Origin of the sequence: Nocardia ignorata NBRC 108230, from assembly GCF_001612905.1 — a bacterium.
Classification (GTDB): Bacteria; Actinomycetota; Actinomycetes; order Mycobacteriales; family Mycobacteriaceae; genus Nocardia; species Nocardia ignorata.
In genome coordinates this window covers 113,969-139,779 of sequence record NZ_BDBI01000016.1, presented here as the reverse complement: position 1 = coordinate 139,779, position 25,811 = coordinate 113,969, and the positions used below count along the sequence as shown (strand labels likewise).

The 25,811-nt window shown below is 65.0% G+C and carries 20 protein-coding genes; 7 read left to right on the top strand and 13 right to left on the bottom strand.

Annotation, left to right across the window (positions count from 1 at the left end):
• Nucleotides 1-219 precede the first annotated feature (219 nt).
• Complete coding sequence (locus NI2_RS14430) at nt 220-555, bottom strand: metal-sensitive transcriptional regulator (RefSeq protein WP_067490988.1); 336 nt, start codon at nt 553-555, stop codon at nt 220-222.
• Nucleotides 556-684: 129 nt separating this feature from the next.
• Here NI2_RS14430 and NI2_RS14425 point away from each other — a divergent pair, with 129 nt between their 5' ends.
• Complete coding sequence (locus tag NI2_RS14425; RefSeq protein WP_067490986.1) at nt 685-1,497, top strand: S-methyl-5'-thioadenosine phosphorylase; 813 nt, start codon at nt 685-687, stop codon at nt 1,495-1,497.
• A gap of 11 nt (nt 1,498-1,508) precedes the next feature.
• Here the strand turns inward: NI2_RS14425 and NI2_RS14420 are convergent, their stop codons facing one another.
• Nucleotides 1,509-2,498, bottom strand: coding sequence for a GAF domain-containing protein (locus tag NI2_RS14420; protein ID WP_067490984.1), 990 nt, complete (start codon nt 2,496-2,498; stop codon nt 1,509-1,511).
• 107 nt (nt 2,499-2,605) lie between these two features.
• Here NI2_RS14420 and NI2_RS14415 point away from each other — a divergent pair, with 107 nt between their 5' ends.
• Entirely contained in the window at nt 2,606-3,148 is a 543-nt protein-coding gene (locus NI2_RS14415) for an NADPH-dependent FMN reductase (RefSeq protein WP_067490982.1), read from the top strand.
• On the opposite strand, the gene eccE is transcribed toward NI2_RS14415, so the two are convergent.
• Nucleotides 3,136-4,785, bottom strand: a complete 1,650-nt coding sequence (eccE, locus tag NI2_RS14410; RefSeq protein WP_067490980.1) for a type VII secretion protein EccE — start codon at nt 4,783-4,785, stop codon at nt 3,136-3,138. The genes NI2_RS14415 and eccE overlap by 13 nt on opposite strands.
• A gap of 113 nt (nt 4,786-4,898) precedes the next feature.
• Between eccE and eccB the strand changes: the two genes are divergently transcribed.
• Nucleotides 4,899-6,377, top strand: coding sequence for a type VII secretion protein EccB (eccB, locus tag NI2_RS14405; RefSeq protein ID WP_067490978.1), 1,479 nt, complete (start codon nt 4,899-4,901; stop codon nt 6,375-6,377).
• Here the strand turns inward: eccB and NI2_RS14400 are convergent.
• Both NI2_RS14400 and eccD read right to left on the bottom strand, forming a co-directional pair.
• On the bottom strand, nt 6,374-7,129 hold the full coding sequence (locus NI2_RS14400) for a potassium channel family protein (RefSeq protein WP_067490976.1): 756 nt from the start codon (nt 7,127-7,129) through the stop codon (nt 6,374-6,376). The genes eccB and NI2_RS14400 overlap by 4 nt on opposite strands.
• A 145-nt stretch (nt 7,130-7,274) precedes the next feature.
• Nucleotides 7,275-8,741, bottom strand: a complete 1,467-nt coding sequence (gene eccD / locus NI2_RS14395) for a type VII secretion integral membrane protein EccD (protein ID WP_067490974.1) — start codon at nt 8,739-8,741, stop codon at nt 7,275-7,277.
• A 184-nt stretch (nt 8,742-8,925) separates the two neighbouring features.
• On the opposite strand from eccD, the gene eccCa reads away from it, so the two are divergent.
• The 4 genes from eccCa to NI2_RS14375 all read left to right on the top strand — a co-directional run bounded on the left by eccCa (nt 8,926) and on the right by NI2_RS14375 (nt 15,384).
• On the top strand, nt 8,926-12,963 hold the full coding sequence (eccCa, locus tag NI2_RS14390; protein WP_067490972.1) for a type VII secretion protein EccCa: 4,038 nt from the start codon (nt 8,926-8,928) through the stop codon (nt 12,961-12,963).
• Nucleotides 12,960-14,402: a type VII secretion-associated protein gene (locus NI2_RS14385; RefSeq protein ID WP_067490970.1), complete on the top strand. Its 1,443-nt coding sequence runs from the start codon at nt 12,960-12,962 to the stop codon at nt 14,400-14,402. Before eccCa ends, NI2_RS14385 begins: the two co-directional genes overlap by 4 nt.
• A 343-nt stretch (nt 14,403-14,745) precedes the next feature.
• The gene (locus tag NI2_RS14380) at nt 14,746-15,063 is read left to right on the top strand and encodes a WXG100 family type VII secretion target (protein ID WP_067490968.1); all 318 of its coding nucleotides are present in this window, start codon (nt 14,746-14,748) and stop codon (nt 15,061-15,063) included.
• A 33-nt stretch (nt 15,064-15,096) separates the two neighbouring features.
• On the top strand, nt 15,097-15,384 hold the full coding sequence (locus NI2_RS14375; RefSeq protein WP_133733972.1) for a hypothetical protein: 288 nt from the start codon (nt 15,097-15,099) through the stop codon (nt 15,382-15,384).
• A gap of 74 nt (nt 15,385-15,458) precedes the next feature.
• Here the strand turns inward: NI2_RS14375 and NI2_RS14370 are convergent, their stop codons facing one another.
• The 8 genes from NI2_RS14370 to NI2_RS14330 form a co-directional block, all read right to left on the bottom strand.
• On the bottom strand, nt 15,459-16,613 hold the full coding sequence (locus tag NI2_RS14370; protein ID WP_133733973.1) for a DUF7373 family lipoprotein: 1,155 nt from the start codon (nt 16,611-16,613) through the stop codon (nt 15,459-15,461).
• Nucleotides 16,610-17,863 carry a DUF7373 family lipoprotein gene (locus tag NI2_RS33780; RefSeq protein WP_133733974.1) on the bottom strand — a complete coding sequence of 418 codons (1,254 nt, stop codon included), beginning with the start codon at nt 17,861-17,863 and terminating at the stop codon, nt 16,610-16,612. The genes NI2_RS14370 and NI2_RS33780 overlap by 4 nt, the downstream gene beginning before the upstream one ends.
• A gap of 10 nt (nt 17,864-17,873) precedes the next feature.
• Nucleotides 17,874-19,073, bottom strand: a complete 1,200-nt coding sequence (locus NI2_RS14355; protein WP_133733975.1) for a DUF7373 family lipoprotein — start codon at nt 19,071-19,073, stop codon at nt 17,874-17,876.
• A 10-nt stretch (nt 19,074-19,083) separates the two neighbouring features.
• On the bottom strand, nt 19,084-20,289 hold the full coding sequence (locus NI2_RS14350) for a DUF7373 family lipoprotein (protein WP_133733976.1): 1,206 nt from the start codon (nt 20,287-20,289) through the stop codon (nt 19,084-19,086).
• A gap of 96 nt (nt 20,290-20,385) precedes the next feature.
• The gene (locus NI2_RS14345) at nt 20,386-21,948 is read right to left on the bottom strand and encodes a serine/threonine-protein kinase (RefSeq protein ID WP_084476417.1); all 1,563 of its coding nucleotides are present in this window, start codon (nt 21,946-21,948) and stop codon (nt 20,386-20,388) included.
• A gap of 131 nt (nt 21,949-22,079) precedes the next feature.
• Nucleotides 22,080-23,276 carry a DUF7373 family lipoprotein gene (locus tag NI2_RS14340; RefSeq protein WP_067490954.1) on the bottom strand — a complete coding sequence of 399 codons (1,197 nt, stop codon included), beginning with the start codon at nt 23,274-23,276 and terminating at the stop codon, nt 22,080-22,082.
• 3 nt (nt 23,277-23,279) lie between these two features.
• Entirely contained in the window at nt 23,280-24,503 is a 1,224-nt protein-coding gene (locus tag NI2_RS14335) for a DUF7373 family lipoprotein (protein WP_067490952.1), read from the bottom strand.
• 10 nt (nt 24,504-24,513) lie between these two features.
• Complete coding sequence (locus NI2_RS14330; protein WP_067490950.1) at nt 24,514-25,704, bottom strand: DUF7373 family lipoprotein; 1,191 nt, start codon at nt 25,702-25,704, stop codon at nt 24,514-24,516.
• Between the last annotated feature and the right edge of the window lie 107 nt (nt 25,705-25,811).

The window sequence follows — 25,811 nt, the reverse complement described above, 5'->3', positions numbered from 1 at the left end:
CGTTCCTGAAAATCTCGCTCACCGTGGCGGAGAAGTTCCGAAAGAGGGGTGTCTGCCGTGTTGCTTTGCGCCGTCATCATCGATCCTGCTCTCACGTGGGCGCCACGACGAACAGGTTCACGGCGCCCCTGAATACCGAAAATGCATTGTTGCACAGCGGATTACGCCAATTCTGTGAATCGTCACTTCACAACAGTCGGTGCAGGCAGACGCGGTCTTTCAGGATCGGACGAGTCGCGCGATGGCATCGGTGGCTTCCTTGATCTTCGCTTCGGCCTCGGGTCCCCCCGCGACGGCGGCGTCGACGACGCAGTGGCTGATGTGGTCTTCGAGCAGCCCCATCGCGACCGCCTGCAGCGCCTTGGTCATGGCCGAGACCTGGGTGAGGATGTCGATGCAGTACTTCTCCTCCTCGACCATGCGCTGCAGGCCGCGGGCCTGGCCCTCGATGCGGCGCAGGCGCTTGAGGTAGTCGTCCTTGGCGGTGATGTAGCCGTGGCCGTGGTGGTCGGCGTGCTCGTCGGCGGGCGCGGTGTCGGGGGTGGGTGTGGTCACCGTGATCTCCTCATGCGTCGGGCCCGCAGGCTGCGAGCTGATACCCCCCTAGGGTACAGTTTCCCGGGGCAATTGTCAGATGTGGTCCCGGTGCTCCTCGCGACCGGGCCGGACGGGAGAATCAGCGGTATGAGTTCGCATCCCCGGCCCGCCCTCGCCGTCATCGGCGGCAGCGGTTTCTATGACTTCTTCGACAACGACGCGGTGCACGTCGACGTCGACACACCGTACGGCACGCCGAGCGCCCCGGTCGCGATCGGCGAGGTGGAAGGGCGCCACGTCGCCTTCCTCCCGCGCCACGGCAAGCAGCACGAATACGCCCCGCACACCCTGCCCTACCGGGCCAATATGTGGGCGCTGCGCTCGCTCGGTGTGCGCCGGGTGTTCGCGCCGTGTGCGGTCGGCAGCCTGCGCGCCGACTGGGGGCCGGGGACCGTCGCGGTACCGGATCAGCTCGTCGACCGTACCTCGGGCCGGTCGCAGACCTACTTCGACGGCGGCGGTATCCACGTCTCCTTCGCCGACCCCTACTGCGACGATCTGCGCGGTGCCGCGGTGACGGCGGCCGGTTCCGGCGAGTTGCGGGTCGAACCTTCGGGCACGATGGTCGTGGTGCAGGGCCCGCGTTTCTCGACGAGGGCCGAGAGCCGCTGGTTCGCCGGGCAGGGCTGGGACCTGGTCAATATGACCGGCCACCCCGAGGCCATCCTGGCTCGGGAACTCGAAATGTGCTATGCCGCAGTCGCTCTGGTCACCGATCTGGACGCGGGCCTGGAGGAGGGCCAGGGCGTGCACGCGGTCGACGTGTTCGCGGAGTTCAAGAAGAACCTCGGTCCGTTCAAGGAGCTCATGCGCAGCGCCGTGGCGGCCGTCGACGGGACCGACACCTGCGAGCGCTGCCAGGTGCACGCCGGGGTGTCACTGCCCTTCGAACTGCCCTGAGACGATCTGGCTCAGCCTTCGGACTGCGTCGGAGCGAGTCGCACCTGAGCCAGGACGAACAACGGCGTGCCGTCACCGGGCGCGCCGGGCAGGGGTGACACCTCGACGTCGGCCACCAGCCACCCACCTGACTCGGTGGCCAGCCGCAACCCCGGCAGTGTCGCGTTCGTCGCCCCCGCCAGGATCTGCTCGCGCACCTCGAGGATCCTGATCCGGTCCTCGGGGTGCGGGATGTCGCGGTCGTCGACCCGGTGCCAGCGCACTCCGGGCAGCGGCTCGGTCACCCACCGGACCGGACGCGCCTGCGCGGTGTCGATGATGGCCAGATACAGCCCGGGCTGGGTGTCGCGCAGCAATTCGAGGGTGGTCGCCTCGAGTGATTTCGGTTGTGGCGCAATGCTGTCGGTGACGTCGATCGACACACCACGCCACTGGAACCGGTCGCCGGTCTCGTTGCGGGTGGCGATCAGCATCGACCGAGGTCCGATCCCGGAACGTATGGTGGCGATTCCCGACCAGCGACTGCCCGGTTCCGAACGGTTCAGTGCGGCAACGAGATCGAGCGCGGCGTCGAAGCGCTCCACCAGCTGGTACGGCTCGGCGCCACGGTATTCCCTCGGTTCGGCACCGAAATGGGCACCGAGTCCGCCGGGCCTGCTGCTCACCCGGCGGGTGCGCGCATCGATCCGGAACGGCGAGACACCGAGCTCCTCGGTGGGCGCCTGCCTGCCCACCCACACCTTCACCGCATGTGGCGCCGAGCCCGGCCACACCACGGGGACTGCGCGAAACCGGTGCTCCGACCATGGTTTCCGTGATTTCGGCAGCACCTTGTCGACCGGTTCGCCCGAGTCGTAGGCGGCCACGACCAAGGGCCGCAACTGCGCCGAGATCGCCCGCTCGTAGGACGTCCATTCGCGCGGTGTCGTGCCCGAGGTGAGCATCGACCAGGTATGCGCTTCCCCCAGTGTTTCCACCAACTGCCAGCGGTCGAGAATCATGAGCGTCCCCCTTCGTCACACGTCGCCGGAACATGAACGAACGGTGACCATCGTGCCTGATCCGCCCACTCGTATCGGCGCCGGGGCAGCATCGATAGGCTCAGGGTATGGATGAACCACTGCGGTTGGAGGTCATCGTGGCCAGCACCCGGCCCGGCCGGTTCGCGCCCGTGGTGGCCGACTGGTTCCTCGGGGCGCTGGCCGACCGGCCGGAATTCGAGGTGGGGGTGCTGGATCTGATCGATCACCCGATGCCGACCGAGCTCACCGAAACCCCGCAGGTCGCGGCATTCCGGGAACGGCTCGGCGCCGCCGACGCCTTCGTGGTCGTCACCTCCGAGTACAACCACGGCTATCCGGCCTCCCTCAAGGCCGCGCTCGACAGCGCCAAACACGAATGGCGGGCCAAGCCGATCGGTTTCGTGTCCTACGGCGGGCTGTCGGGTGGATTGCGCGCGGTCGAGCAGTTGCGGCAGGTCGTCGCCGAACTGCACATGGTCTCGGTGCGCGAATCGGTGAGCTTCGCCCAGGCCAAACGGCACTTCGACCCCACCGACGGCGCGGCGGTCGACGCCCGCGAGCGGATGCTTCGCCAATTGGCCTGGTGGGGAACGGTGCTGCGGGTAGCGCGGCCGACCTATCCCGGCTGAGACGCCATCGCCCGCTGACCGCGCGGCTGACCGATGTAGGTCGACTCGCGCGGAATGGAGACCAGCGTGAGGTTCACCCTTGTCGTGCCCGTTCGCAGCACCACCCGGTTGCCGACGGCACCCGGCTGGTAGATCTCGAGATCGGGGCGGGAGGCGGGCCAGCCGTTGGGGTCGGCGGTGAGGTAGATCGTGGTGACACCGGCGTGCGGGGCAGGCGCGAGCACACCGTCGACGATGGTCGCGGTGAATCCCGCGTCGGACTGGTGTGTTTCGACCGCGATGGTCAACCGCTCGGGGTTGCCGACGGTGGTCACCAACTGCTCCCAGGCCTGCGCGCGATCGGTGCGGATCAGCACCCGCTCGCCGACGGCGAGCGCACGGAACACCAACTGCTGGGCCAGGTACAGCTCACCGGCGACGTAGACGGTGGAGATACCGGCGCCGATGATGCGCGTCGCCACACCGTTGCCCTCCTCGTCGGAGCCGAGCAACTGCCCGCACCCGGCAGAGGGCAGGTGCAGCGCGCCGATGACGTCGATCGGGTACTCGGTGGTCGGTACCGTGTCGTCGACGCCGGGCACCGCGATCGGCAGGTGCGCGAGCAGTGCGTCGCGGTGGCGCCCGTTCATCGAGATCATGCCCTTGGTCTTGGCCTTCTCTGGCAGTTCGCGCGCGGTCAGGCGCCAGGCCGCGCCCACGCTCACCGATTCGGCGTCACTACCCGGGCGCAGCCGCACGGCGACGGTCGTACCGCGCGACGGCGCGACCCACAGCTGGGCGAGCAGGTCCGAGCCGAGCTGCGCGGGATCGACCGCGCTGCCGATATTGACCGCGTTGCCGATCTCGGCGTACTTCCAGCGCTGGGTGAGCGTGCGCGGATCGAGCCCGACGGTGATCTGCTGCACGGCTTTCCGGATTTCGGGCGCGGTGAGGATGCGGGCGTTGCAGTCGGCGTCTTCCAGCGTGCGCATGATGCGCTGGGTGGCGATGGTGACCGCGCGGGACGCACCTTCGGTACCGCCGCCGCGTCGTGCCGCGGCCTCGGGGCACTGCACCGCGTCGAAGCTGATCGCCAGCCACACCGTGCGATGCGCGGTGGCGGGCAGCGGGCCGAGCAGCGACTCGTAGATCGCGCCCGCGGGTGTGCCGGAGCGGCTGCGGTGGCCGTGGCTGATGATGTCGATGCCGCTGAGCAGGATATCGTGCTGGGTGAGGCAGGCGGCGAGTTCGGGCAGGGGTAGCAGGTGGGAGGCGTGCACGGCGGTGCGCGCGATCCGGGTGAGTCCGCCCTTGGGCGGCAGGACCTCGACCACGGTGACCACCCGGCTGCCGTCCCAGTACAGCCCGAGCGAACGGCCGTCGGCGCCACGGAAATCCACGGTGTCGCCGAGGGTGTAATCCCGCTTGCTCGCATAACCGCGGATGGTGGCGAGCCAGTCGAGGACCGTGCGCTTGCCGATCGGGATCAGCGGAACGAGCATCACCGCCACCGCCACCCCGAGCGACGGCAACGCGCCGAGGCCGACCACCAGCGCGACGAGCCCCGCGACGAGACCGAGGACCTGCGCGATGAGCAGATGCGGCAGCGAAATCCGACCGAACAGCGGACGCGGACCCGCACCGGTGAAGTCGGCCATTCGTTCCTCCCCCAAGTACCCGATTACCGATCGACCGATGGCCGAATGCGAACAAGTGCTGCCGGGAACTGTACTGTGTTGCCCGGACAAGAGCACTGTTCGGGGGAGGAACCATGCCTTCAAAACCCACTACGCGCTGGCAGGTCAGCGGTTACCGCTTCCTGGTGCGGCGGATGGAGCACGCCCTTGTACGGCGCGACGTGCGCATGCTGCACGATCCGATGCGCGCCCAAACCCGTGCCTACGTGGTCGGATTGGTTCTCGGCATCGTCGTTCTCGCCGGTTGCGGCGTGCTCGCCCTGCTCAAACCGCAGGACAAGATCGGTGACAACAAGATCCTGATCGGTAAGGAATCCGGCGGCGTCTACGTGGTGATCGACAATGTCGTCCACCCCGCGCTCAACCTCGCCTCCGCCCGCCTGGCCGCGGGTGAGGCGGCCAAAGCGGTGATCGTCAAGGAGTCCGAACTCGGCAAGAAGCCGCGCGGTCAGCTCGTCGGTATCCCCGGCGCCCCCTCGTCGATCCAGTACGACAAGGACGGCAAGGGCAGGCCCTGGTCGGTGTGCGACCGGCTCAAGGCCGACGGCAGCACCGACCTCACCACCTCTGTCCTCGCGGGCGCCCCCGAACTCGGCGACAAGGCATCCAAGGTCGAGACCGGTAAGGCGATGCTCGTCAAGGGCAAGGACGCCACCTACCTGATCTACGACGGCAAGCGGGCCCGCGTGAAGATGGACGACCCGCCGGTCACCCAGGCGCTCGGCATCAGCGGCGAAACGCCGCGCCCGATCAGCGAGGGACTGCTCAACGCGATTCCCGAGATGCTGCCGATCATCACCCCGGTCATCGACAACCCGGGCGGCACCCCGCCCTACAAAGTCGGCGGCCATCGGATCGGTGACGTCGTCCAGGTGTTCAACGAGCCCAACCAGAACTATGTCGTGCTCCACGAGGGACTGCAGGCGGTCTCGGCGTTGACCGCCCAGATCATCCGCAACTTCTACCCGACGGTCATGCCGGGCACCACGATCCAGGCGACGGACAAGACCTTCGCACCGCACGTGCAGACCCTGCGGGTCCAGGACTATCCCGCCGAGCGGCCGACCCTGATCACCGCCAAGGACCAGCCGGTCAGCTGCATCTCCTGGAAGCCGATCGCCGGTGCCACCGACAACGACGACAGCACCGCTCGCGCCGAACTTTCCCTGATCACGGGAATCGACATGCCGATCCCGAACAAGGCCAAGCTCGTCGACCTGGCTCAGGCCGACGGCGTCGGCCCGAACGCCGACTCCGTCTACATCCCGCCGGGCGTCGGCGCCTACGCGCAGTCCACCGGCATCGAGCCCGACAGCCGCCGCAAGGACAGCCTGTTCTACATCGCCGACACCGGCGTGCGCTTCGGCATCAAGAACGCCGAAGCGGTGAAGGCGCTCGGCCTCGAGAACGTCACCGCCGAACCGGCGCCGTGGGCGATCATCGGGCTGCTCGCCGGCGGGCCGAGCCTCGGCCGTGAGGACGCGATGGTCGCGCACGACGGTGTGTCGCCCGATCCCTCACCCGCGAAACAGCCTGTGGCGTCGGTGAATTAGCCACCGGGAGTTTCCCGGTCGGTGGTCAGCTCGGCCACCTCGGCACGCAGCGAACGCACCTCCTCGACCAGTTCGGCGAGAGTGCGTTCGGTGCGGTCTGCTACCTCGTCGACGGTTTTGAGCTGCTCCACCACCCAGCTGGTCATGGTGCCGATGGCGAAGGAGATCAGGCCGATGCCGAGCGTCATCAGCACCAGCGACACCAGGCGGCCCTCGGGCGTCACCGGGTAGACGTCGCCGTAGCCGACGGTGGTCACCGAGACCGCCGACCACCACAGCGCGTCGGCGAAGGACTTGGTCTTGCTGTCCGGCGCGCCGTACTCGGCGTCGAAGAACGCCAGGCTGCACAGCAGCAGGATGAGCAGCGAACTCGTCGCGACGAAGGTCATCAGCCGGGTGCGCGGTTTGGTCGCGCGGTTGAGGCTGTCGAGCAGCAGTAGTGCCACGCGCAAAAGTCGCAGCGGCCGGAATGGTGGGACCAGGACTACGAGCAGGTCGAGCGGGTGTTTGCGGACGAAACGGCCACGATCGGTCGACAGATACAGGCGCACCGCGAAATCCACCGCGAACGCCGCCCAGATCGCGACATCGGCCCAGATCAGGGTGATGTCGAGGGTGGGGGAGGCCTGGGTGTCTAGTACCCGCCAGGCGTAGATGAGCAGGAACGCGATCGCGAGCACCATCAACGGCAGGTTGGTGCGCTGCTCCCAGCGTTGCCGCCGGGTGAGCGGGCGCTCGGTCGTCGTTGTCATGGGGTACCTGCCTCGCTGGACTGCACGTCTGAGCAGGACAGTAGCGCGCCCGGCCCACCGCCGAGGACAGGGCCGGACCGACGAAAAAGGGGCTGCCTGCCCACCGGTCGAATCCCGTTGGGCGGCAGCCCCGTCCGTGCGAAAGCTACAGACCGCGCACCAGCGAGTAGAGATCGGCGACCCAGAACACCAGCGGAAGCACCGCGGCGACGAAGCCGTACTCGATGAGTTCGGCGGCCCGGCGCATCGGCGGGGTGGCGGACTGGTTGGGCACGATCAGGCCGATGATCAGCGCGGCGACCAGGATCACCAGCGCGGCCCCGAACACGACGAGCGGCTGTTCCATCCCGACCGCGACACCGATCAGCATCAGCAGCACGATCGCCGAACCACCCGCGATCAGCACAACGGCCTGCTCTGCGCCCGCGTAGGTGCGGCTGCGGAACATCAGCACCACCGCGCAGACCAGCGCGAGTGCGATGCCCGGCCAGTACGGGTCGTCGGCGGTCGGGTTGGTCGCGAGCAGCGCGCCGACGACGGTGACCAGCGTGGTCGCGCTGACCAGCCCGGCGAGGTAGTTGCGGGCCCGTTCCGAACGGGCGCGCAGGTTGTCGAGGGTCGGCAGGGCGCGGTGGTCGTCCGGGTCGTCCTCGGTGGGGTCGATCGGGGTGCCGGGGGAGGGGACCGGCGGCAGCGGCAGCTTGGCCAGCAGCATCGAAACACGCGGCGAGAGTGAAAGACCCGCGAGCGCCAGCGCCGCGACCACGGCGCCGATGGCCTTCACCGGCTGATCGGTGAGCAGACCGACCAGCGCGGCGGGAACGACGAACACCGAAATCGCGGCGGCACCGATGAACAGCGCGAGCCCCACCCCGGTCACCCGCCACGCGAGCACCGCCGTCGCACCGAACAGCGCGGCGCCGAGCAACAGATTCGCCCAGCCGTAGTGGTCGGGCACCAGCATCATGCCGCCGGTGAACGCGGTCGGCAGGGCACATCCGCCGAGGACCAGCGCGGCTGAGGTGTCGCCGTACATGCGGCTGAGCACGGTCCCGGCGATCACGCACAGCACCGCGACGAACAGCGCGAGCGACCCGCTCACCCAGAACGGCACACCGTCGGGGGCGGCGAGCAGGCCGAAGCAGCCGACCAGCATCGTGAGCGCGGCGAGCACGGAACCGGTGATGCGCGCGGTCTTGGGAGTCCAGCTGCGATAGTGCTCTGCGTCGGCGATCGCGACGTTGTACATGATGTCGTCGAACAGCGGCGTCGGCGCGGTGTGCGAGGCGCTCTCGAGCATCAGCAGCTCACCGTCGCGCACGCCGTGTTCCCCGAGGCTCAGCGAGTTCGAGAAGGGCGGGTGGCCGATGCGGGCCAGGACCCATTCGGCGGGTTCGTAGCGTTCGCCGTCGTTGTCGAAGTCGTTGGAGCGGCTGTGCGCGGCGACCATGTCGACCACACTCGGGATGACGAGCGCGACCGGAACGTCCACCGGAATCGCCATGTCGACCTGTGTGTGCTTGGCCAGAATCGTCACCCGGGCAAGGTCGGGTGCGCGAACGATTCCGCGCGCGGAATCCTCTTCCACATGATCGAGTCGCGCGTGCGTCAAAACTCCCCCAACTCCGTCTCTACCTCGCGTTTCCGCTCGACCGGTCAGCGGCCGACAGTTTGCGGAACCCACCGTTCGGACAGCAGAATGCCTGACGAACCATACGACATGTCGGCCGCGACCTCTACACTGAGCCCGTCGCGAGGACAGACAGCGAGTAGTCAAGCAGGGGGAGTCTTCGACCATGAGCACAGTCCGGTTCCAGCGCCGTGCCCGGCGCGAGATGCCGCGCACGCCCGGTGGCGAAGTCACCCTCCAGCCGCCGCCCGAGATCCCGCGCATCACCCCCGGAAATCTGCTGATGAAGCTGATGCCCGTGGTCATGGTGGTCGGCATGGTCGGCATGATGGCGCTGATGTTCACCCAGGGCAGCGGCATGCTGTCCAACCCGATGTCGATGATGTTCCCGCTGATGATGATCATGTCGATGGTCACCATGTTCGGCCAGGGAAACGGCAAGGGCGCCAAGGCCGCCGAGGCCAACGAGGATCGTAAAGACTACTTGCGTTATCTCGATCAGGTCCGCAAGGACGTCGACGAGACCGCCAAGCAGCAGCGCGCCGCCGTCGAGTGGAGTCACCCCGAGCCCGGCCTGATCTGGATGCTCGCCGGCACCAGCCGCATGTGGGAACGACGCTCCGGCGACAAGGATTTCTGCCACGCCCGTATCGGCCTGGGTGGTCAGCGCCTCGCGACCCGCCTCGTCGCCCCCGAGACCGGTCCCGTCGAAGAGCTCGAGCCGATCGCGGCGGTCTCCCTCCGTCGTTTCGTCCGCGCGCACTCCACCGTCCCCGACCTGCCGACGGCCATCGCGGTGAAGGGTTTCGGCACCATCGCCCTCGACGGCGACCGCGCCCAGGCCCGCGACATGACGCGCGCGATGTTGTTGCAGCTGTGCATGTTCCAGGCTCCCGACCAGGTGCTGGTCGCGGTGGTGTGCGGCCCCGACACCGCCCGTGAATGGGAGTGGACCAAGTGGCTACCGCACACCCAGCATCCCGAGGTGACCGACGGTGTCGGCACCCAGCGCATGTTCTACGGCTCCATCCGCGAAGCGATGTCGGGCCTGCACCCGCTGCTCGGCAACCGGGTGCGTTACTCGCGTAACCAGCCGAACAACCCGAACATGGTGCACGTGGTGATCGTGGTCGACGGCGGTCTGCTCGAGGCCGAGGACGACCAGCTGCGCGAGTCCGGTTTCGAGGGCGTCACCATCATCGACCTGTGCAATTACGCACCGCGCCTTGCCGTTTCGCGCGGCATCAAGATGGTCGTCGAGAACGGTGAATGCCTCGGCCGCGGTGCCACCGGCAATCAGGAACGCTTCGCAACCATCGACCGCGTCAGCGCCGAGCAGGCCCAGCAGGCCGCCCGTCGCCTCGCCCCCTACCGCGCCGCCACCCAGCGCAGCAGCGATGTGGAGACCGACGAGTCCGAGGCCATCACCAGCTGGGCGCAGCTGATGAACCTCGGCGACATCGGCAACTTCAACCCCGCCAGCGCGTGGCGCCCTCGCTATGGCCGCGAACGCCTGCGTGTGCCCTTCGGTCTCGGCGCCGACGGTGCCCCCGTGGAACTCGACATCAAGGAAGCCGCGGAGAACGGTATGGGCCCGCACGGCCTCTGTATCGGCGCCACCGGTTCCGGCAAGTCCGAGTTCCTGCGCACCCTCGTGCTCAGCCTGCTCGCCACCCACTCACCCGACCAGCTCAATCTCGTCCTGGTCGACTTCAAGGGTGGCGCCACCTTCCTCGGCCTCGACGGTGTCCCGCACGTCGCCGCCGTCATCACCAACCTCGAAGACGAGGCCGACCTCGTCGACCGTATGAAGGACGCCCTGGCCGGTGAGATGAACCGCCGCCAGGAAGTCCTGCGTCAGGCGGGCAACTTCGCCAACGTCTCCGAATACGAGAAGGCCCGCGCGGCAGGCGCCGACCTCGACCCACTGCCTGCCCTGTTCGTCGTGCTCGACGAGTTCTCCGAACTCCTCACCCAGCACCCCGATTTCGCCGAACTGTTCGTGATGATCGGCCGCCTCGGCCGCTCGCTGCACGTGCACCTGCTGCTCGCCTCCCAGCGCCTGGAAGAGGGCAAGCTCAAGGGCCTCGAGTCCCACCTGTCTTACCGCATCGGCCTGAAGACCTTCTCCGCCAACGAGTCCCGCCAGGTCCTCGGCGTCCCTGACGCCTACAACCTGCCCAACTCACCCGGTGGTGGTTACCTCAAAGCCGACTCCGGCGAGATCCAGCGCTTCCAGGCCTCCTACGTCTCCGGCCCCTACGTCGGCGGCGGCTCCCAGCGCGAGGTCACCAGCGCGGGCATCGTCGGCGGCGAGATCGACGTCAACGCCCGCCCCTTCAGCGCCACCCACGTCGACTTCCGCACCTCCGACCGCATCCCGCTGCCGGTCGAGGCCGAGTACGAGCCGGAGCCGACGGGCGACGAGAACGACCAGGTGTCGAACCTGAACATGCTCGTCTCCCGCATCCAGGGTCATGGGCGTCCCGCACACGAGATCTGGTTGCCGCCGTTGGACGAGGCACCGACGTTGGATCAGTTGATTCCGCGGTCGATTCTCACGGGGGAGTACTCCGCCGTCGCCACCCTGCGCGCACCCATGGGCCTGGTCGACCGCCCCTACGACCAGCGTCGCGACCCGTTCGTCGTCGACCTGTCGGGTTCGCGCGGCAACGTGGCCGTGGTCGGCGGTCCGCAGTCGGGTAAGTCGACCGCGCTGCGTTCGATGATCATGGCGATGGCGCTGACGCACACCGCGGAGCAGGTGCAGTTCTATTGCCTCGATTTCGGTGGTGGCACCTTGACCGGTCTCACCGGGCTGCCGCACGTGGGTTCGGTCGCCAGCCGTCTCGACGAGAACCTGGTGCGGCGCACGGTATCGGAGATGACCACCATCGTCCGCACGCGTGAGGCTCGTTTCCGTCAGCTCGGGATCGAGTCGATGGTCGAGTTCCGCCGATTGCGTTCCGTCGACCCGTCGTCGAGCCCTGCCGCCGCGGGCGCGCACGAAGACCCGTTCGGCGATGTCTTCCTGGTGATCGACGGCTTCGGCTCGATCCGCCAGGACTTCGACGCCCTCGAACAGACCATCATGAACATCGCCGTGCAAGGTCTTTCCTACGGCGTGCACGTCGTGATCGCGCTGAACCGCTGGGCCGAGGCCCGTCCCGCGCTCAAGGACCAGATCGGCACCCGCATCGAACTCCGCCTCGGCGACCCGATGGACTCCGACCTCGGTCGCAAGTTCGCTTCCCTGGTGCCACAGGGTCGTCCGGGCCGAGGCATGACCGCCGAATGCCTGCACATGCTGACCGCGCTGCCGCGCATCGACGGTTCCTCCGATCCGGGGAACCTGGGTCAGGCGGTCGCGGGCGCGGTCGAGACGATCGGCCGGATGACTCCCGGCCGGCATGCGCCGCAGGTGCGGATGCTGCCCGAGCAGCTGCCGCGCGAACAGCTGCTGTACCTGGCGGGCGATTGGCCGTCGCGGGTCGATCGCAGCACCAAGTGCACGCGGATCCCGATCGGCATCAACGAGGCCGAGCTCGCGCCGGTGTTCATCGATTTCGCGGAAAGCCCGCACTTCATCATCATCGGTGACTCCGAGTCGGGTAAGACGACGCTGCTGCGTTCGATCATCGACGGCATCGCCGCGGCCAACACCCCGAACGAGGCCCGCTTCATCGTCGGTGACTACCGCCGCTCGATGCTGGGCTTGATCCCCGAGGGATACCAGGCCGGATACGGTTCCACCGCACCACAATTCACCCAGAACATGGCCGATCTCGCCGCGTATGTCGCCAAACGGACCCCCGGTCCCGAGGTCACACCCCAGCAGTTGCGCGAGCGTTCCTGGTGGAGCGGCCCCGAGCTGTATGTGATCGTCGACGATTACGACCTGGTCGCCACGTCACAGGGCAACCCGGTATCGGCGCTCGTCGAGCACCTGCCGCACGCCCGCGACCTCGGCTTCCACCTCATCATCGCCCGTCGCTCCGGTGGTGCGGGCCGCGCCATGTACGAGGCAACGCTGGCACGGATGAAGGACCTCGGGTCGGCCGCGCTCGTCATGAGCTGCAGCCGTGACGAGGGTGTGCTGGTCGGTACCACTCGGCCGAGCCCCAAGCCGCCGGGCCGAGGCATGTTCGTCACCCGTAACGGCGAGGGGCTGATCCAGACAGCCTGGATGCCGCAGCCGGAATGACCGTCGTCGAGCTGGTCGTCAGCGAAGCCAAGGTGTGGGCGCGCGGCGCCACCACCCACTGGGACGTGGTCCCGTCGATCGTGTTGGGCAGCAACAATTCCGAACTGGTCGTCGGCGAACCGCTGACCCCACCCACCCAGGTGGTGTCGGCGGTGCAGTACCTCGCCTGCGACCGGATCGCCTTACCGCCGCGCATGCCGTCGGCGGTGCAGGGGTTGTCGGCAGTGCTCGCCGCGATAGTCGACGCCTTGCGGATTCCGGCGGAATGCGATCGTTTCGTCGTCGTTCACCCGACTGCGTGGGGTCAACGCACCCTCGATCTGTTCGCCTCCGCCGCGAGGCAGTTCGCGCACGAAGTCGTTTTCGAGTCCTGCGCGGTCCATGCTTCCGCCGTCGATCCGGCAGCACGTCGTAGTCGCCGCACCGCCGTCGTCGAGTTCGGACTGTTGTCGACGACGGCATCCACGGTGGGTTACGACGTGAACGGCACCCACGTCGAAGCCGTCGAAGCCGAACCGAACCTCGCCGCCGCGGAACTCGATTCCGAGGAAGGTCGTCGACAGCTTGTCGAGCTGCTGACGCGATTGCTCGCCGATCGGCCCGTCGACGTGGTGCAGGTCTTCGGCGCCACCAATCCGGCAGTTCGCGACGCGGTATCCGATGCTGTCGAGAGTGTCTGCGGCACAAAGGTTCCGCTGAGTCACCTGACAGGCGCCGACCTAGCCCGGCCCATCCCCACCGGCCCTACCTACACCCCTCGTATCCCACCCGACCCGGCCGCCGAGTGGATGCAACCCCTGCGTGCCAGGGCCGCTGCCACCAACGCCGTCGACCGTCGGCCTCTGTACTTCGGTGCTGCCGCCCTGGCCGCCGTCATCGCAGCCGCGTCGATCGGCGGCTTCTTCCTTCTCGGCAGCTCCACCGATCAACCAGCCGCCGCTGCGGTCGATCCCACCACGACAACTGTCCGCAGTTCATCGGCCCCGGCCCGTCCCACAACGACGAAGGCCCCCATGCCCGCCACCGAACAGCTCGGCCGCGTCGAACTGCTGATCCCGGTCGGCTGGCACCGGGCACCCGCCACCGACCCCACTCGAGCCGACCTGACCCCCGAAACCGGCCCCCGCCAACGCATCACAGTCATCCAGAAACCCCTCACCGCAGGCGCGGGCTACAACGAGGTCGCCGCCGATCTCGAAGCCCTGATCAAGCGGAAGCCGGCCGGGACGGTCTCGGAAGTAGCGCGCGACGTAGTCTTCGCCGGCCGACCGGGCTTGTCATACGAAGAACGTCCCGCCGACGGATCAACGGTCCGCTGGCAAGTCCTCGTGGAACACGGGGTCCAGGTCAGCGTCGGGTGCCAGTACGCGGCGGGCGGTTGGGAAGGTGTGATGGCGCCGTGTGAGCAGGTGGTCAGCGCCCTCCACATTCGGCCGTGAGTTGGAGCAGACCGGCGCGAACAACCACGAGGAGGCCGCTGCACCACGCGATATGGGAGAAAGGCCGAGGCTGGCGCAAGCGAGTGGGGTTCGGTATCGTGCAAGACGCAAGCTCATGCCATGGCGGATGAGCAGGGGAGGGGGGTTACCATCATCGCAGTGGGGGCCATCGTTCGCGCACCGGAGAAGGTGTACCGCGGCTTGCGTGCTGCCACGAGCCCGTCCTGCTCGTCGCCGCGGATCGAAGAATCTTCGCATCTGATGGAACCGATCCGGCATGGGCGGCGTCTAACCAAGTAGCAGGGTGCAGAGTGCGCCTTGGAGGGAACGTAAGGAGACGTAGGTGAGCACAACAAACGTTGACGTCCTTGGAATCGATAAACAGTCACAGAATTTCGAGCAGGTACACGGCGTCCTGCAGGCTGCGATCAACAATATCGATGATGAGGTTCGCGCGCTGGTTCCCTCCCTGTGGGAAGGTGACGCCGCGAACGCTTTTGTGCGGCTGATGGATCGCTACCAGGAGAAGGCAGCCCGTCAGCAGGCGCTCCTGATGGAGGCCTCGGGCCTGTTGAACTCCTCGTCGAAGAAGTTCGCCGCGAACGACGAAGACGGCTCATCGAAGCTGTCCGCGGCTGGTAGTTCTCTGGATCTGCCCTGACGACTGGCAATTCAAAACCTTAGGAGTATGGATATGAGCGTCAAGAAGGTTCTGCCGGGAGCAGACACGGCGTCCGAGAACATCCTGGTCAAGGCCAGGGCCATCGAAGCCGACCTCAAGGATTTCAAGGCAGACTTCGACGGCTTTTTCAAGAGTCAAGAGGGTGACATGTCCGGGGCGGCAATGGCTCGCCAGAACGAATGGGACACGATCTCCACGGAGCTCACCAGCATCTTGCAGCAGGCCACCCAGATGGCTCAGGAATGCCACACCGATCTGCGTGCGCTCGACAAGGCGCTGGCCGCGCAGATCGCCGGCTGAGTCGAGCACTCGGTCAGATATCGGTGGTACCGATGCCCTTCCGCAATTCTGCGGAAGGGCATCGGCTTTTGTGCCTACTCGGCCAATAGGCGATATTGCGCTGCAGCGCGCTGATGAGCATCCTGCAGGTTCGTGCCCGGAACGCGGACAACGTACCGTCCCACGGTGAAGCGGCAGTTCGGCGAGATGTTCATGTCCAGATCACCGGTGAAGCAGACGGCGGTGGGAAGACCGGGTGGGGGATCGGTCTTCGGGGTTTGATTGGGTGAGATCGCAGTGTCGTCGAAGGCGGACGAGAGTCGTTCTGCCGCTTCTGGATCACGAGTGCGGTAGACGAAAGCGTCGGCGACTACAACCAGGTCGACTCCGGCATCGGTGTACGCCAGTGCTGTTCGCGCGGGTGTTCGGGACAGTGAGAGCGCAACGTGCCCGGGGTAGATCGTGTGGCGGGTCAGGGGCTTGTCGGCGGGGAGAGTTCGGCTGAGGAGACCGTCGATGTCGATCGGCTGTGCCGCTACTTCCCCGATCGGCGTACGTGCGTAGTCCTCTAGGCTTTCTACCTGTGTATCGAAGAATCTCTTGACTATAGCCAGATTATCGGATTCGACGAACGGGCGACTCACATGATCAGTCACCCGGATGTAGAGGACCATATCCTCGTGCGCGAGCCATGTCCGCAACTTCGTCGTTTCACCGACAGTCAGCTTGGTATACGAGCCTGGATAGTTTTCGACCGTCCGTGTTTCCCCCGCTGACAACCGCGACATCTTTTCCGCAACGGCGCGTGCCTGTTCGGGCGTTTCGAACCGGAGGGTGTATGTATCGATAATTCGACCCATGTTCATCTGAGGTCGACGGGTCGCGAAGTTGTGCCAGCCGGCAACGAAACCCGGAAACTCGGTATGGAAGTCGGCCCGTTTCAGGCCGAACTCATCTATATAAGGCGGTTCCTGAGGGGTGATGATCTGGATTCGTGGGTAGTCCGGTCCGTATGCGAATCGGTGGTCGTATTCGAATGGAATCGGAGAATGCTCTCCAATTCTCACCGATTCACGGATAGCGCCCGCTGCAGGCGATCGTACTGCTTCCACATCGCGAGCCGAGGTCGGATAGTTTCCCGAGTCGAGCATGCCAGTGTCGACTGTTGTCGAATGTGTCGCGTCCTCGCTGCAACCCGAAATCATGCAGATGGCGGCGAGTGCTGCCGATGCGAATGCATGTCGCTTCATTCGAGTCCACACTTCTGTAGAATGATGTATTGCGCTGCTGCGCGCTCCTGTAGATCGCCATCGAAGTTGGCGAACCCGATCGACTTCGCCGTCACAACCGCGACGTACCGGCCGTATACGACGGCACACATGGAGTTGTGGTCACGGCCGTCGGTGGAATCGAATCGTACGCATTGCGCGTCCGCGATTCCGAGCGGAGGGTCCAATGCAGTGTCGTCCTTGCCTTTCGACGCAAGGTAGGTCTGGAGGAGGAATGCCGCTGCCGTATCCCGAGTTCGGTAGACGGTACTCGCCCGGCGACCGATGAGGTCCACTCCCGCCCGTTCGAACACGGCAGTTGCTTCCGCGGGATTCCGCTCGAAGTGCCGGATCCCCGCAGGTCGGTAGGTGCCGTAGGTGTCGGAGTAGTCAGTGCCGTAGCCCTCGTAGGGCACATTGTCGCGGACATCGTGATCCATCGCACGTCGCAAAATGTTCTCGCCATCGACGGGTACATCGAGAACCTCGTCCAGTGGAACCGGCCTGTGCGCATCGAGGGATCGCTTCTGTGCATTTATGGCATTATCCGAGAGTCGCGAAAGTTCCTCGAGAGATGGTGTGGGAATGCGTGCGCTGACCAGGATGACATATGGTCCGTGTGCATACCATGTGTCCTGCCGTGTGCCATCAGTTTCCGAGACAAAAGCATCTGCGGTTTCCCGGACCTGAATGTTCGTCCCAGCACCCAGGCCCGCACTGATCAAATGGAGCTCTCGTGCCGCACGACGGCTCTCCGTCGCGGAATCGAAATAGAATACGGCCAGCGTCATTTCTCGCGGATTTCGAACGCTGCCGTTTCGCTGGTTCGCGGCAACCCCGGCTACGAACTTGTAGTTGTCGGCGAGGACGGCTCGATGAGATTCGTGTAACCCCTGGAGCGTCGGCACGCCATACTCGTCGGCGAAGACCGTCGGCTTTCCCGGTATACGCAGCACTGGATCTATGTCCACGGGGTTGGCGAGATAATTGATCAGGCGGCGGCCTTCTACCAGCCGGATTTGCCTCGGCTCGTCCAGACCTTCTTTGAGCTCGAATGCAGCGGGCTCAGTCTGGAATGGACCGGTCCGCAAAGCGCTGACATCGACAGCAGAAGTTCCGGGCTGTGGTGTCCCCGAGACGACCGATCCACAACCGGCACACAGCATGATGGCACCGAGAAGCGCAATCATCCGTCTCTCGCGTCGATAGCTGTAGTTGCTCTGGAAATGCATGTGGTATCAGTTACCTTCCACGGTCGACTGCCAATAGCTTGTACTGGGCAGCGGTCCGCTGGTATAGATCTTGAATATTGTAGGAGGTGGTGCGTGCGAGATAGCGGTCAAAAGTCACGTAGCACACGGGCGGATAGCTGGTCGCGCTCGCCTTCGGATCTCTTCGGTCGAAGCATCTGGCGCCCGGAAGATTACGTGGTCCTTCGACAGCTTTGAGGACGTCGGTCTGTGGTTCGGTCAGGGCGACCAGGAGGCGCTGGGCGGCATCCGAATCCTTGGCACGGTACACGCGAGCTACCGATCCTTCGTTGGAAACCAAGTCGACGCCGGCATCGATGAAAGCGGGCTTGGTCGTTCCGGGGCGCTTGTCCCTGATAAGCGAAGCCTGCGCCGGCTCGACCGCACCCTCGGGGAGCGGGCCGACCCAATTGTCCCGGCTGCTTGGCAAGGTTCGGCTCAGCATTTCATCGGTGTCTATCGGCAGCTCGGCCATTTTTTCTTCAGGGGTAGGCGTATAGCTGTCGAGCATTTCGTCTATTTTGATATAGGCCTTCTTTATGAACTCGATCGCTGCAATCGCATCCGGTGGCTCCGTCATCGGATCCTCCAGTCGCACGCCGTACACCATCGCGTCCTGCGACAGCCATGAATCCACGGCATATCCTGCCCAATTGCTGCGCGCACCGGGGAATCCGGGGATTTCTACGCTGCTTCCCGGATTCCTCTCCAGCTGCTTTTCGGAGATCTTTCGGGCCGCGGTCGCAGCCTCGTCCGCGGTTCCGAAGCGGTACACGTAGATCCACGCCTGGCGTCCGAGGAAGGGCTGGATGCGACGTTCGCCGCTGGTTTTCCAACCCACGATGAGTCCCTTTGTGAGTTCGGGGAAGGCTTCTTCGTCGATCTTGGTCATCGAGCCGGGGATTTTCGACGTTGTTCTGACCTGTGGCGTGTTCAACCGTTGGAAGCCGTAGCTCGGGTCGACATCATAGGGGAGCGGCACGGCCGTGCCGAGGCGGATCGCTTCGAGCGCCTCCCCGGTGTCGTCTGCTCTCGCGACGCCAGGGTCGCGGGGCGTCGACTGGTAGTTTCCGGTGTCGAGCTGGTTCAAATCAACTATGGGTACAGGTTGAACGACGGTGTCGCTCCCGCACGCCGTGACGACAGTGCCAACCGCGACAAGGGCTGCGAAGAGGCGAACGTTGAGACGCATAGTTCTTCCTTTATTCGCTATTCGCGAGGACGGCGTATTGCGCCGATGCGCGCTCGTGAAGTGCTGGATCCACTGTCAGACCAAGTTTGGACCTCGACACGACGACACCGACATAGCGACCGCGAACTACTGCGCAGAGCAGGTCGTACTTGCGAATCGGGTCTGCCTCGTACAGTTGAATACAGCGAGCGTCGGCCAAGCCTGGAGGCCCAGTGATTTCTTTATCGTTCTTGTCGAGACCGACCAGCGCGTTCTGGAGGCGAAACGCGCTCGATAGGTCTTTTGTGCGGTAAACGATCCCAGCCCGTCTACCGATCAAATCGACCCCTGCGTCGGCGAAAGCCTGTTGGAGAAGTACGGGATGCCGTTCATAATGCAGGTGGCCAGACGGCTGGTAAACGGAAAAGTCCAGGTTGGAAGAGAACGGGTCGGAGTAGTCCTGGGCCGCAGGAATGGCGCGGCGCATAATGCCGTCTTGGTCGACAGGTCGATCGAGAATATCTTCGAATGGTGTGGGTTTCAGGTCGGCCAATTTTGCGAGCTGCAAATCCAGTGTCTTCGTGAGATTGGCCTTCACCTGGGACTCATTCGGTTTGGGGCCGCCATAGTTCGCGATCAGTAGCAATGGCCCCATCGGGACCGTGGCGATCCCTGCCGACCAGTCCTTCGAAGAAGCGCGGGCGGATGGATGCCCGTCGATCGTGAAGACGTTGGTCTGATCTTTCCGGGCGATATCGTTCATCTGCTCAGACGCCTTTTGCGCGGCCTGGTCGGTTGGAAACCTCAGTAGGAACAGAAGGATCTTCTCGAGGCTTCGAGGTGTGTCGTTTGTTCTGGCAACGTACGCGCCGGCGAGCAGCTGGTTTTCGGCCATTGCCGGACGATATGACTCCGGCATAACCGCCAACGTGAACGGATCATCGGCTGTGGCAAAAGTGTAGACGCCGACGAGCTTACTTATCTCCGGGTTCACATCTGTTGGAGAGATGATGTAATTCAGCATCCGCTTGGATTCGAGCCTGCGTACGTCTGCGGGCGTCGAGAAGTCATCGAAGCGATAGGCTGTAGCTTCCGGTGAGAAAGCGCCCAGCTCGAGCTTCGTGATGTCGACAACCGACATACCGGGCAGCGCAGTTCCGGCTGTTTCCGACCCACAGCTGGTAGCGGCGACGATACCGGCTGCCGCCAGCGCCAGCAGTCGTGCTTTCAACCTCATAGGACCCCCCTACGCTCTGAGACCACCTAATAGAGTGGCGTGGCGGCGATGTTCAGATTTCTCGCAATCGCTGCCCCGGAATTATGAACTGTCATGCTAGCCGATCGCCTTGTTGATTTCTGGGACCAGCTTATCGATGAGAATCTTTTGAGACTGGGCGCTCCAGACCTGAAAGGCTTGGACGGTGGCCGGGTCATCAATGATGACAGTTTTTCCGTTGCCGCTGGTGAGCGAATACGGCAGACCCCGGAACCCGCCGTTTCCGGCTTGACTGTCGGTGCGGAAAATCAGCACGATGTCGGTGGTGTTCTTCACATTGTAGTCGCCCACGGAGAGGGCCCTCGGCGACTTTTCGTCGCCGACGGCTTTGAACTCCGAGTTGTAATCGAAGTCCAGGTCCCGCAGGAACTTCCACTGGTCGCTCGGGTTGAGAACGACCGAGAGACTGGAGTTGCCGAAGTTGTAGGCCGTGATGGTTTTTCCGCTGAACTCGGGGTTCTGGGCCCTGGCTTCGCTCATCGGATCCCCGGCGGTCTGGGTGCCGTCCGGTCGGGTCAGCACGAACACGCCGGTTCCGACGAGTGCCGCGACGATGAGCGCGATCAACGCGGGTAGCAAGAACTTTCGCGCTCGTTTGGGAGAGCGCAATGATTGGGGGTTGCGCGCGGTAAGGATTTCGCGTTCCGGAACACCGCCGTAGTAGCCGGTGTTCGTCGCGATAGGGCGACTGGGGTCGGTGGTCCATCGCTGCTGACCGACCGGTTCGGTGGCGATGGTCCTTGGCCCGGTCGTGTGAGCAGTAGGCATGCTCGGTGTAGTGAGGAAACCCTGAGAGGCCGGGGCCTGCATGGGAGACCCGAAGAGGGCGTTGTGGGCGTCCTGGACGAACTCGCGGCAGGTGTTGTAGCGCTGGGCCGGGTCCTTGGCCATCACCTTGGCGATGACGTGGTCGATCGCGGGCGGGAGGTCGGGGCGGACCGCGGTCGGACGCGGTGGTGGTTCGTGCAGGTGGCCCATCATGACCATGGCCGACACTGTTGCCGGGTAAGGGTTTTGGCCGGTGAGGAGTTTGTAGAGGGAGCAGCCGAGGCTGTAGATGTCGGCGCGGTGGTCGAGCTTGGAACCCATCAGTTGCTCGGGGGGAGCGTAGGCGATGGTGGCCATGATGTTGCCGGTGGACGTGAGTTCCTGGCCGTCGTCCGACGACTTCGCGACGCCGAAATCGGTGAGCAGCACACGCTCCTCGTCACCGTCCTCGGCGGCGGCGATGAGGAAGTTGGCCGGCTTGATGTCGCGGTGCAGCAAGCCGCGGCGGTGGGCGTAGTCCAGGCCCTTGCCGACTTCGCCGATGATGCGCAGCGCGCGATGCGCGGGCATCCGCGCCGGGCCCTTCGCGACCTCGGCCGAGGCGTCGGTTCCGTCGATGTATTGCATGGCGATCCAGAGCTGACCGTCCTCGTCGCCGCGGTTGTACACCGCGACGATATTGGGATGGTCCAGGCCGGCCGCCAGGTTCGCCTCACGTTCGAAGCGGGCGCGGAACTCGGAGTCGGTCGACAAGTCGCCGCTGAGCACCTTGAGGGCGTCGCGGCGTGGCAGGCTGGGGTTCTGGGCGAGGTAGACGGTGCCCATGCCACCGGCACCGAGGACCTTGATCACTCGGTAGCCACCTACAATTGCGCCGGGCCGCAAGGCCATTCGCATCTCCTCATCCTTCGCGCGCCCCGCAGTGCACGTGCCGACCAGGGCAATCTAACAGGTGCCGCGTTACCGCACCGTCCACGCATTCATCAGCTGAAACCGTGCAGGAGCTTGTACTGGGCGGCCAGCTGGTGCTGGGCGTCCTGCAGATTCATGCTCTGGGATTTGATGACATACCGACCGATGGTCGTGATGCACATCGGCGGTGCGTCGGAGGCGTATTTCACCTCGGGTTTGGCGTTGTAGCACTCCGCGCCCGGCATCTCGGCCGGCCCGTCCACCTTCATGTGGTCCTCGGTCGTCGAATCGGTTGCTTCGGCGACCATGTACCTGATGGCGGCATCGGCGTCACGCGCACGGAACACCGATCCGCCGGCGAAGCTGGCGTAATCGATACCCGCATCGGTGATGGCGGCGATCAGCTTGTCGCGGCGCGAGCCCGCCAGATGCAGGACTGCCTGCACCGGGTAGGCCGCGCCCTCGTTTTCCTTCGTTTTCGCCGGAAGAGTGTGGGCGAGAAGGCCGTCGACATCGAGCGGTAGTTTCCCGAAATCGGCTACCGGCGTGGGTTTGTACGATGCGAGTAGTTCGAGCTGCTTGTCGAAGAAGCGTTTCACAATGTCGGCATCGGCCGCCGCGTCGAACGGAATGCTGATGGGGTCGGACAGACTCGCGTGGATGAGCAGGTCGCCCCGGAGCAGCCATGCGCGCAGGTACTGGGTCGTGTACGAACCCTTGTTGATATCGACACGGGTCTGGACATTCGGGTGGTCCGGAATCACGGGCCCGGGTACACCCTTGGTCCGCTTGCCAATTTCATCGGCGGCGAAGCGGGCCTGATCGGCGGTTTCATAACGCACGACCATGGTATCGATCTCGCGACCGGCGCTGAATTCTTCGCGTCGTTGCCCGGCTGTCTCCCATCCCGCGACCACACCGGGAATGGCAGCCGAAGTGTCTTTGCCGTTCTCGAAATCGGTACCGGGATACCAGGGCGGAGCTTCGGCCGTGACGGGGTGACCGGGACGGGCCGCGAAGATGAATCGATTGTCGTAGTCGTACGGGGTCGGCGAGGCGGCGGCGATCCGGATGGATTCGCGCAACGCGCCCGACATGGCGGTGCGGGTGTTCTCGACATCGAGCGGCGTGGTCGGGTAATTGCCGGAATCCAGCTTCGCCACATCGACCTGGGGTGCAGGCGGTGCGGCCGGTTCCGGATCGTCGCCACAGGCACCGAGAAGGAGAGCGAGGGCGGCAAAAGTGCTGTAGGCGCGTGTCTTTCGCATGGTCTACTCGCTCTTCTCGAGGATCAGATACTGCGCGGCGGTCCGCTCCTGCAACACCGGATCGGCCTGCAGTGCGGTGCGAGACGCGGTGGCCATTGCCATCACCACTGCGACGTAACGGCCGTGCACCAGCACGCAGAAGCCGTTGTAGCCGCGGTTGGGGTCGGCATCCGAGAGCCGCACGCACTGGGCGTCGGCGATGCCGGGCGGCGGATCCAGCACGGCGTCTTCTTTGCCACGTCGGGCCAGCGCGGTCTGTAGCAGGAACGCGGACTCGACGTCGCGCGTGCGGTAAACGGTGCTGTAGCGGCGGCCGACCAAATCGACGCCCGCCGCTTCGAATGCCTTGCGGGTCGCGAGAGTGTTGCGTTCGTAGTGCAAGATGCCCGAGTGCTGGAAGGTGCCGAAATCTTCCTGATGGAAACTCATGCCGAACGGGTCACCGGCCGGCGATTTGCCCATGGTCCGGCGCATGATGCCGTCTTGATCCAACGGTAGGTCGAGCAGGTCGTCGGCAGGAACCGGCTTGTAGGAGTCCAGCGCTTTGATCTGGGCGTCCAGCACCATCTGGATCTTCTTCGGCAAGGCCGTGCGGTCGGGCTGGGGCTGCTGGATCGAGGTGACGACCACGAACGGTCCGTGCGCCTGGAACGCATTGACGCTTGCGGCCCCGATGGTGCCGTTGGCCTGGGGGTAGCCGGGGATTTCGATCGGCTGGCGGGGTGGCTCGCCTCGCGTACTCACTTCGAACATGCCGGTGGAGACGTTCTTGGCATTCTCGGCTGTACCGAAATGCAGCACTCCCACATACATCGACTCGGTGGCGCGAGCACTGCCGTTGGTCCGGACTGTCGACACCCCGGACACGAGGTCGTTCTGGTCGACGATCGGGTTGAAAGTGCTCGGCAGGCCGCCGGTTTTCGACATTTCGGACGAATCGGCGAAGATCCGGGTGTGGTCGAGCTCGGTGAGGCTCGGCATGAAATCGATCGGGTGGACGAGGAGATTCAGCAGTTGCCGACCCTCGATCAACCTGATGCGTTGTGCGGTATGCGAGCTGAAATCGAGTTCGAACGGAGTGGGCTCGACGACCTGGGCGCCGGTTTTCAGCGCGGCTATGTCGACGGGGGTGATGCCTGGTTCGGCCTGACCGGAAACCGTTGACGCGCAACCTGATCCGAGAGTCAGGACGGTGAGCAGCCCGACAAGCCGCAGGGAAGTCTTCATCGCGGATTCCTTATCGAGCGGCCAGCAGAATGTACTGCGCGGTCGTCTGCTGGTGCAGGTCCTGCAGGTTCTTGTTGCGCACCTGCACGGCGTAGCTGTCCACCTGCAGATAGCAGATGTGGTCGACGGGTTTCACCTGGCCCTCGGAGTCTTTGTAGGTATTGGCGAAACACTTGACGGGCACCGGAAGCTTTTCGGGCGCTTCGACCTCTTGCTTGTCGTCCGCCGGGGCAATCGCCTCCTGGTACATGCCGTTCGCGCCTGCCGCTGTCGTCGAACGGAAGATGACGGCCTCGCCGAAGGTGATGAGGTCGATCTGATGCTCGGCGAAATCGGCCAGCACATCCGGTGACGGTTCGGCGAACAAACTCAACGCGCCGCGGCCGGTGGAGTACCCGTCGGGCTGCGCGCGTACGGGTGCGCCGGGATCCGAGGGCAGGGTGCGGCCGAGCAGCCCCGTGGGGTCGAGCGGGATGTGTTCGAGCTTGTCCGAGGGCGTCGGCACGAACTTGTCGAGCAGGGGGATCTGCACCTCGAGTGTCTTCTCGACCTGGCTAGTGAGCCACGGCAGGTCCGGTGCACGCGTCTCGTCGTCGATCTTCATGAAGATGACGTAGCGGTCGTGCACCGTCCACGAACCGATCGAGGACACCGACGGACGCCAATGCGCGAAAGTCTTGGGGTACTTGGTGATCGGCACCTTGACGTTCTCGGTGTTGAACGTGAAGTCGTCGTGCTCGAGGGTCGGACCCACGGACTCCGCGGTTTTCGCGTCGGGGAACATCAGCACCGAGAGATGCAGCTTGCGCGACTTGTTCTCGGCGTCGAGTTCGGTGGCCCACGAGTTCAGCCAGCCGGCGACGAGGTCTTCAGCGACCTCGTCGAAGGTGTCGTTGACGATGAGCCCGCCGAGACCCTTGCGGTTCAGCACGATCTGAGTGCTCGGAACGAACGAATCGAATCGCGCGTCACGGACGTACGCGGGATCGACCTCGAACGGGACCGCCACGTAGTCCGCGAGGCGCTGAGCCTCCCACGCTCGCGCCTGGGTCAGACTCTTGGCATTGCCGACCATCCGAGGTTCGGTCTGGTAGTTGCCGAAGTCGAGGCCCGAGGTATCCGGCGCCTCCCGCGTGGCCGAGCCGGACACCTGTCCGCCGCACCCGGCGACAGTGGCGGTGATGACGCCGGCGACTGCCACCTGAACTGCGAAACGGGTTATCGATGCGCCACGACAGAACCTCACGCCTCCCCCTCCAACTAACTCTTTCGATCCGATGTGAGCTCGATGGCCCACCTCGTCCCCGG

Excerpts from the sequence above, each read along its gene's own strand:
- NI2_RS14335 (WP_067490952.1), bottom strand. The coding sequence starts at position 24,503 with ATGAAGACTTCCCTGCGGCTTGTCGGGCTGCTCACCGTCCTGACTCTC.
- NI2_RS14355 (WP_133733975.1), bottom strand. The coding sequence starts at position 19,073 with ATGCGTCTCAACGTTCGCCTCTTCGCAGCCCTTGTCGCGGTTGGCACT.
- eccCa (WP_067490972.1), top strand. The coding sequence starts at position 8,926 with ATGAGCACAGTCCGGTTCCAGCGCCGTGCCCGGCGCGAGATGCCGCGC.
- NI2_RS14340 (WP_067490954.1), bottom strand. The coding sequence starts at position 23,276 with ATGCGAAAGACACGCGCCTACAGCACTTTTGCCGCCCTCGCTCTCCTT.
- eccB (WP_067490978.1), top strand. The coding sequence starts at position 4,899 with ATGCCTTCAAAACCCACTACGCGCTGGCAGGTCAGCGGTTACCGCTTC.
- NI2_RS14415 (WP_067490982.1), top strand. The coding sequence starts at position 2,606 with ATGGATGAACCACTGCGGTTGGAGGTCATCGTGGCCAGCACCCGGCCC.
- NI2_RS14370 (WP_133733973.1), bottom strand. The coding sequence starts at position 16,613 with ATGAAGCGACATGCATTCGCATCGGCAGCACTCGCCGCCATCTGCATG.
- NI2_RS14350 (WP_133733976.1), bottom strand. The coding sequence starts at position 20,289 with ATGAGGTTGAAAGCACGACTGCTGGCGCTGGCGGCAGCCGGTATCGTC.
- NI2_RS14425 (WP_067490986.1), top strand. The coding sequence starts at position 685 with ATGAGTTCGCATCCCCGGCCCGCCCTCGCCGTCATCGGCGGCAGCGGT.
- NI2_RS14420 (WP_067490984.1), bottom strand. The coding sequence starts at position 2,498 with ATGATTCTCGACCGCTGGCAGTTGGTGGAAACACTGGGGGAAGCGCAT.
- NI2_RS33780 (WP_133733974.1), bottom strand. The coding sequence starts at position 17,863 with ATGCATTTCCAGAGCAACTACAGCTATCGACGCGAGAGACGGATGATT.
- NI2_RS14385 (WP_067490970.1), top strand. The coding sequence starts at position 12,960 with ATGACCGTCGTCGAGCTGGTCGTCAGCGAAGCCAAGGTGTGGGCGCGC.
- NI2_RS14375 (WP_133733972.1), top strand. The coding sequence starts at position 15,097 with ATGAGCGTCAAGAAGGTTCTGCCGGGAGCAGACACGGCGTCCGAGAAC.
- eccE (WP_067490980.1), bottom strand. The coding sequence starts at position 4,785 with ATGGCCGACTTCACCGGTGCGGGTCCGCGTCCGCTGTTCGGTCGGATT.
- NI2_RS14400 (WP_067490976.1), bottom strand. The coding sequence starts at position 7,129 with ATGACAACGACGACCGAGCGCCCGCTCACCCGGCGGCAACGCTGGGAG.